The sequence below is a fragment of the Bacteroides coprosuis genome (assembly GCF_020741705.1).
Taxonomy (GTDB): domain Bacteria; phylum Bacteroidota; class Bacteroidia; order Bacteroidales; family Bacteroidaceae; genus Bacteroides_E; species Bacteroides_E coprosuis.
Genome location: NZ_DYYK01000032.1, coordinates 21,982 through 28,906 on the forward strand (window position 1 = coordinate 21,982; position 6,925 = coordinate 28,906).

Annotated in this window: 7 protein-coding genes; all 7 read right to left on the minus strand. The window is 36.0% G+C overall.

Going from position 1 to position 6,925, the window contains the following annotated elements:
• Nucleotides 1-3 precede the first annotated feature (3 nt).
• Entirely contained in the window at nucleotides 4-669 is a 666-nt protein-coding gene (locus K8V80_RS02105) for an RnfABCDGE type electron transport complex subunit G (RefSeq protein ID WP_276775116.1), read from the minus strand.
• Nucleotides 666-1,661 carry an RnfABCDGE type electron transport complex subunit D gene (locus K8V80_RS02110; protein WP_276775118.1) on the minus strand — a complete coding sequence of 332 codons (996 nt, stop codon included), beginning with the start codon at nucleotides 1,659-1,661 and terminating at the stop codon, nucleotides 666-668. The genes K8V80_RS02105 and K8V80_RS02110 overlap by 4 nt, the downstream gene beginning before the upstream one ends.
• Before the next feature lie 6 nt (nucleotides 1,662-1,667).
• Nucleotides 1,668-3,005, minus strand: a complete 1,338-nt coding sequence (gene rsxC / locus K8V80_RS02115) for an electron transport complex subunit RsxC (protein ID WP_006745403.1) — start codon at nucleotides 3,003-3,005, stop codon at nucleotides 1,668-1,670.
• Nucleotides 3,006-3,031: 26 nt separating this feature from the next.
• Complete coding sequence (locus K8V80_RS02120; RefSeq protein ID WP_276775120.1) at nucleotides 3,032-3,997, minus strand: Fe-S cluster domain-containing protein; 966 nt, start codon at nucleotides 3,995-3,997, stop codon at nucleotides 3,032-3,034.
• Nucleotides 3,998-4,003: 6 nt separating this feature from the next.
• Complete coding sequence (locus K8V80_RS02125; RefSeq protein WP_006745405.1) at nucleotides 4,004-4,420, minus strand: SoxR reducing system RseC family protein; 417 nt, start codon at nucleotides 4,418-4,420, stop codon at nucleotides 4,004-4,006.
• Nucleotides 4,421-4,866: 446 nt separating this feature from the next.
• The gene (locus K8V80_RS02130; protein WP_276775121.1) at nucleotides 4,867-6,315 is read right to left on the minus strand and encodes a DUF3078 domain-containing protein; all 1,449 of its coding nucleotides are present in this window, start codon (nucleotides 6,313-6,315) and stop codon (nucleotides 4,867-4,869) included.
• Nucleotides 6,316-6,472: 157 nt separating this feature from the next.
• Nucleotides 6,473-6,925 (minus strand): response regulator transcription factor (locus tag K8V80_RS02135; RefSeq protein ID WP_276775123.1); only part of this gene is annotated, 453 nt, incomplete at its 5' end.

The window sequence follows — 6,925 nt, forward strand, 5'->3', positions numbered from 1 at the left end:
TTATTACTCCTTATTATTTGAAGATGCTTCAGCTTCTGTAGCTTCTACATCTTGTGATTCAACTTGTTGAGTAGCACCCGAGATAGCTTCGGCTTCTTTAGTATTTCCTTTGTATACAGCATATGCTGTTTTTACAGCTTGAAGGAATGCACGAGAAGTAATTGTTGAAGCAGTTATAGCATCAACCTCTCCACCATCCTTAGATACTTTTAATTCTGCTGTACCTGGATTTTTACCTACTACATCTCCTTTTTCTCCTTTTTGGAACCAAGTAGCAACTTTAGATCCTAAACCTGGAGTTTCGGAGTGAGATAATATTGAATATCCGTAAATATTACCATCTGCATCAAAACCCACTAAAACTTGTAAGTCACCACCATAACCTGGTGCTTTAGCTTCTACGGCACTACCGACATATTTTCCATCTTTCATAGCCGCATAAATACGTATTGCTTGTCCACCAACTTCAACTTCATCTACTTCAGCAGCAGGATTATTATCAAATTCTGGAACAACTAGACCAATAGCTGTCTGCAAGATATTAGCTTGTGCATCAGCAATAGGTTTTTGTGTTAAAGCATTGACATAGGCCAATAAGGCCACTGAAACAGCTGTTACCAAAGTTAGTACCAACAACATATTCTTTAATGACGATTCTAGCTTTTTCATTTCTTCTTAGCTACCTCCCCAAAGCGTTTTGGTTTACAATAAAGATTAATAAGTGGTGTAAAGGCATTCATTATTAGGATAGCAAAAGACATACCTTCTGGATATGAACCAAACAAACGAATGATCACAGTAAGTGCTCCAATCGCTACACCATAAATCAACATCCCCTTATGAGTCATTGGTGATGTCACGTAATCTGTAGCCATAAAGATAGCCCCCAACATCAAACCACCCGTCATAAGGTGAGTAAATGGAGAGGCATATATATCTGCATTATAAAGATGCATAGCTCCAGCAAAAACAAATACGGTTACTAAAATAGAAATAGGAATATGCCATGATATAATACGTTTCCAAAGCATATAAGCCAATCCTAGAAGTAATGCTATAACACTCACTTCTCCTAGCGACCCACCATTATTACCCATAAGCATACTCAAAGCATCAGGCAATTGATCCATGGAAGCTCCTGGAGAATTAGTAATTACACCTTTCATGATAGCCAGAGGAGTGGCTGCAGTAGTAGCATCAGCATAAGCCATCATCTGCCCTACAGCTGGCCAAGTAGTCATCTGCACAGGGAATGAAAGCAAAAGGAAAACACGTCCTGCTAAAGCTGGATTGAAAGGATTATTTCCCAATCCACCAAATGACATTTTACCAACACCAATAGCAAATAAAGCACCCAAAACAATAATCCAGATAGGAAGGTTTGAAGGAACATTAAATGCTAATAAAACACCTGTGATAACAGCTGAACCATCAAGGATGGTTACATCATCATTACGAAGGATGAATTTATTAATAGCCCATTCAAAAAATAGGCAGGCTGCTACCGATGTAGCAGTTACTATTAAAGCGCCAAGTCCGAAGTAAAATAACGAAACAAGAAATGCAGGCAACATAGCAATAAGCACGCCATACATATTTCGTTGTACGCTATCTCCACTATGGATATGAGGCGAAAGTGATACAATTAATTTATTTTTCATTTTACTCTATTTTTTTGCTTGACGTGCACGAATCATTCCTCCTACAGTAGCCTTCCCTAGTCGACAAAAATCGAGTAAAGGACGATTTGTAGGACATGTGAATTGACAAGAGCCACACTCTATACAATCCATAATGCGTTCTGATTCCATTTCTTCAAATTCTCTATGTTCTGCTAAGGCAGATAGTAAGTAAGGCTCAAGCCCCATAGGACAAATGCTTACACACTTTGCACAACGAATACAAGTTTGAATTTCACCACGCTTAGCTTCTTCTTCATTCATAATAAGAATGCCCGAACTACCTTTAGCTGTAGGAACTTCTGTATTCATAAGTGCCTTACCCATCATTGGTCCACCACCAATTACTTTGCCAGCACCTTCTGGTAAACCACCACAAGCATCAATTAATTGTTGCATAGGGGTTCCGATACGAGCTAAAAAGTTCGATGGTTTATTTAATGATTTTCCTGTAACAGTTATTACACGTTCAAATAGAGGTTTATTTTTTTGAACTGCTTCATAAATAGCATATGCTGTACCTACATTTTGAACTACAGCTCCTGTAGAAATAGGAAGAGCACCACTAGATACTTGGCGACTGATGACAGCATCGATAAGTTGTTTTTCTCCTCCTTGAGGATACTTCACTTGTAAAGGTACAACTTCAATACCTGCGTAAGTAGATGCCACTTTTGTCATCAATGCTATAGCATCTGGTTTATTGTTTTCAATGCCAATAAAAGCCTTATTCACCTTAACAGCTTTCATGATAATAGTTACACCCACTATTATCTCTTCTGCTTTTTCAAGCATCAACTGATGATCGGCTGTTAGATAAGGTTCGCACTCTACGGCATTTATGATTACACACTCTGCTTTAAAAGAAGGTGGAGGTGTTAATTTTACTTGTGTAGGGAAACAAGCACCACCTAAACCTACAACACCACAGTCTGCAATTCTTTTTACAATATCTTCAGAAGATAATTCACAGTCTTTTATTAATGCATCGCTACGATCAATAGACTCTTCCCATTCATCTCCATCAACATCAATAATTACAGCTGGTTTGGGATAACCACTGGCATCTATAATATTATCTATTTTGGCCACTTTACCACTTACTGAGGAGTGGATAGCAGCTGAGACAAAGCCACCTGGTTCGGCAATTTTTGTACCCACCTTCACACTATCACCACGTTTTACAACAGCCTTGGCTGGAGCACCTATGTGCTGACTAAGCAATATAGCCACTTGCTTAGGTAACTCAGCTTTAATTATAGGCTGATGTGCTGATAGCTTATTTTCTTGTGGATGAATTCCACCGATTGAAAATGTCTTCAACATATATCTTGTGTTTTTTATTTTCTCAATTAATTCTCGTTAGACTTAGAAGTTGGTTGATCTACTTCTGGCTTCACTTTCTTTATCACTGGTTTTGCAGTCTCAGTTACTTTAGAAGTTTTATCTACCACCTTCTTTGCTGTTTCGGCCTCTCCTTCTTTCACTTTTGGTTTGCGAGGAGGGAAGTTTACTTCAATGATAGATCCTTGTGGACATACCTCAACACACTTACGGCAAGATTTGCACTTGTGTGGATCAATATATGCCAACCTATCTTTTACTGTAATTGCCTCGAATGGACATGTCTTAGCACATATACCACAACCAATACAGCTCACATCACAAGCTTTACGAGCTACAGGACCTTTGTCTTTATTTACACAAGACACATATACTCTACGAGAGCGTTTTCCTACAGGACGAAGCTCAATAATGTTTTTTGGACAAGCTTCAACACAAGAGTTACAAGCTGTACATTTAGCTTCATCAACTTCAGGAATACCTGTTTCGGGGTTTATGTGAATAGCGTCAAACTGACAAACAGTAACACAGTCACCACAACCTAAACAACCATAGCTACAAGCTGTTTCACCACCATAAAGTGATGCTGCAATAGCACAACTTTGAGCTCCATCATATTGATTGATACGTGGACGATTAGCACAAGTACCATTACAACGCACTACAGCCACTTTAGGATCTGCAGCACCTGCATCCATTCCTAAGATAGATGCAATTTTACTCATTACTTCAGCACCACCGACAGGACAGTTCATACCGTCAAGTGAATCGGCTTTAACACAAGCATCAGCAAAACCTGAACAGCCTGGATAGCCACATCCACCACAGTTTGCCTGAGGGAGTACTTCGGACACCTGAGCATTTCTTGGATCTTCATACACTGCAAATTTCTTTGAAGCTACATATAGAATAGCGGCTAAGACTACGGCTATAGCTCCAATAGAAATAACTGCAATTAGGATCAAATTAGTCATAAATAGTTATTTTATCGGTTTTATTTTAAATGTGAATTCTTGTTTGATATAATTCCTCAACAACCAAAGAACGATGTAATAGGGTATCAATGAAACCAATGATAAAAGAGCTGAATACAACTCATTATTCATATAATTCATAAAGAAGAATAGAAAAAATATAACCCATAAGAAAGGAATAACAAAAGCTAATAGCACAGCCTTTAACCCCATACTCGTTTCACCCTCGAGTATAACAGATTGCCCAACCTCATAAAGATGATGTTGATCTATTACTTCTATTACTTTCTCTTTACTCTCTGAGGATGAGCAATGGCCTTTAGCACTGCAAGATGAGCATGCTGTAGTCTGTACTATTTTCACACTTACATGCGAGCCATTTATGTTTTCCACAATACCTTGATGTTGAATAGTATTTGTCATAATTGCAAACCATACTTTACAAATTGGAGCAAATTTAAGCATTATTTGCGAACTATGAAGATTTATTTCAGTTTTTATATTTGATAATAAGCATAGAATATAAGCAAGAATAAAACTTCTATAAAAAGAGAGTATAAAAACAATTGATAATCTACACTTTAGATCCTAATATCCTATAAATTCTTTCTTTTGTGATGTTCTATAACATATATTTTACATCACTTTATTTATTCATAATAAAGGGCTTTTAAGACTAAGTTAAGTTATCATCATAACACCGACATGATCATGCTCTGACACCGACATGTTCATACGATGTCGGTGTCAAAGTAAATATACCATTTTCTATTCCCATCAAAATCAGCCTTATATATACTCACAAAAAAGGCTAACTAAATTTATTATTAGTTAGCCTTTTCTATTTTTCTATTCAAGTAAAAGTTATCTTACCATTTATAATTTATACCGAAACTCAATAACTCTTTAAGCTGGAAATAGCTCTTATCGGGAACACGTTTTACACCATCATCAAAACGAGTGTGTACAAATATCTGAGTTGATAAATATCTATTTAATATAAAATTGAATGTATTTTCCCAGTCAGCTTCTACTTTTTCATAATTGGTAAAATACCATAGACGGGAGTTCCACTCCATAAAAGGAAGTATTTTCCATTGTACCCTAGATTCAACCTTAGAACCGACGTCATGCATAAACTCTCTGCCCTCTTTCAACCCCCAGTCCACTTCATTTACTCGCTTATTTCTCACATAACGTATATTATAGGTGGCTGGAGAGATCATAACAGATAAGTTTATCTTCTTTTTCTTCAACTTGTAATCCATACCCAAACCAATAATCAAGTTGGCTGGAGCCAAAAATGAAGAAACCATCTCATCCGAATTCTTTTTATAATTAGGAGCAAACTGAGTATTAAACTCTCCCGAGAGAGTGTAGTACCAATTACTTGCAGCACGAATACCGAGTTTACTTGATAAGCGGAGTAAGTCATTATTTATTCTATATCTTCTTATAGTGTCTGAAGAAAGGGTATTAAAGCCAAACTTAGCTTCTATTATATTTTCAAACTGAAGCTTCTCCTTATCATTATAATTAGCGAAAAGCTGAATATTAGCAAATAAGGAGTTGGTGCTTTCCCCTCCCTTATGCCAATTGGTAGAAATATAGTTTTGAGAAATCTGAAGAGATCCTGCCCCACCAGTCAACCACCAATTTGGTTTTTTGATAAAACTCTCCACCATATTTAAATTTTCATCTAAATCTTTATCTGCTTGAAAGAAGGTACTAACAGGTTTTTTAATAACATCCTTATCATCGGGAACAGCAGCATAATAAATTTTACGACCACGAATCTTGTCCTCAGTTGTAACAACTTGAGCCATATCATTCATATATAGCTTAATCAAAGCCCCATCAATGATTTTGTTGGTGCGACTTATCTTGGTCCATTGCTCTTTATTAAAATCAAGAAGAGTTTGTGCAGGTTCTTTCTTTTGAATTATTTCAGGATCACCTAGCTTAGGCAAACTATATTGATTTATTGGAGAATTATAATACACCAAAGGTGTCAATATTCTATAATAATAAGGATCTGGAGCTATATAACGCATAGGTACAGACTCATCATTTAAATATTCCAATTCACCAATGTATTGATTATATAAATATGTGATTGTATCCATACGAGGAGGAATACTATCCATATTCAAACGCAAAAACATATAGTTACTTAATTCCCTAGACAGAGTATCTGCCTTTTGTAAGATTGTAGATAAATCTTCCACATTAGACTCAGGGGTAGCCTTTACTCTAGTTGTGCCACAGAAAACAAGTAACACACTGAGTAACCCTAATTTTACCAAATTACTTTCCATAAGAGCGTCAATAATATAATATGACAAATTTACAGCAATATCAATCAATAATCACAAATTTGGGTAAAAAAAACCACAAATAAGTTTAGTTAGCAATCAAACTATGAAAACTAACAGAAATAACAAGAAAATGTTTTGATTTTTTATAGCAAACTCATTATAGCAGACGTTTAGTCACAGCGTGAGAAACGGCCTCAGTAATATTTTCTACTTCGAGCTTTCTAAATAATGATTTTCTATAAAATTTAATTGTATCAAAGGATTTATTCATATACTCAGCCATTTCACTAATGGAGTAACCTTGTGCTGATAGCATAATCACCTCTTTCTCCTCTTTCTTCAATATGATTTTAGGTTTTTTACGCCAATACTTATTTGACATATCATAAACCCAATGATCTTGTTTGTTTTTATGCATAATCTCAATTACGCCAGCTGAAGCATGAGGAGACATTGAGGTAAGGCATATTGCTAACTTTACTCTGCCAGTGGCATCTACTTTCAAAGGAGTAAATTGATGATTTATTAAACTCTCTGATTGAGTTACAGCATGTTTGATATGAAAATCATAAGACAATATATAATCACATTTTTCTACATCGGGAATATT

What these genes read in the sequence shown, in the direction of transcription:
- rsxC (WP_006745403.1), bottom strand. Translation starts at nt 3,005, where the DNA reads ATGTTGAAGACATTTTCAATCGGTGGAATTCATCCACAAGAAAATAAG.
- K8V80_RS02125 (WP_006745405.1), bottom strand. Translation starts at nt 4,420, where the DNA reads ATGACAAATACTATTCAACATCAAGGTATTGTGGAAAACATAAATGGC.
- K8V80_RS02120 (WP_276775120.1), bottom strand. Translation starts at nt 3,997, where the DNA reads ATGACTAATTTGATCCTAATTGCAGTTATTTCTATTGGAGCTATAGCC.
- K8V80_RS02105 (WP_276775116.1), bottom strand. Translation starts at nt 669, where the DNA reads ATGAAAAAGCTAGAATCGTCATTAAAGAATATGTTGTTGGTACTAACT.
- K8V80_RS02110 (WP_276775118.1), bottom strand. Translation starts at nt 1,661, where the DNA reads ATGAAAAATAAATTAATTGTATCACTTTCGCCTCATATCCATAGTGGA.
- K8V80_RS02130 (WP_276775121.1), bottom strand. Translation starts at nt 6,315, where the DNA reads ATGGAAAGTAATTTGGTAAAATTAGGGTTACTCAGTGTGTTACTTGTT.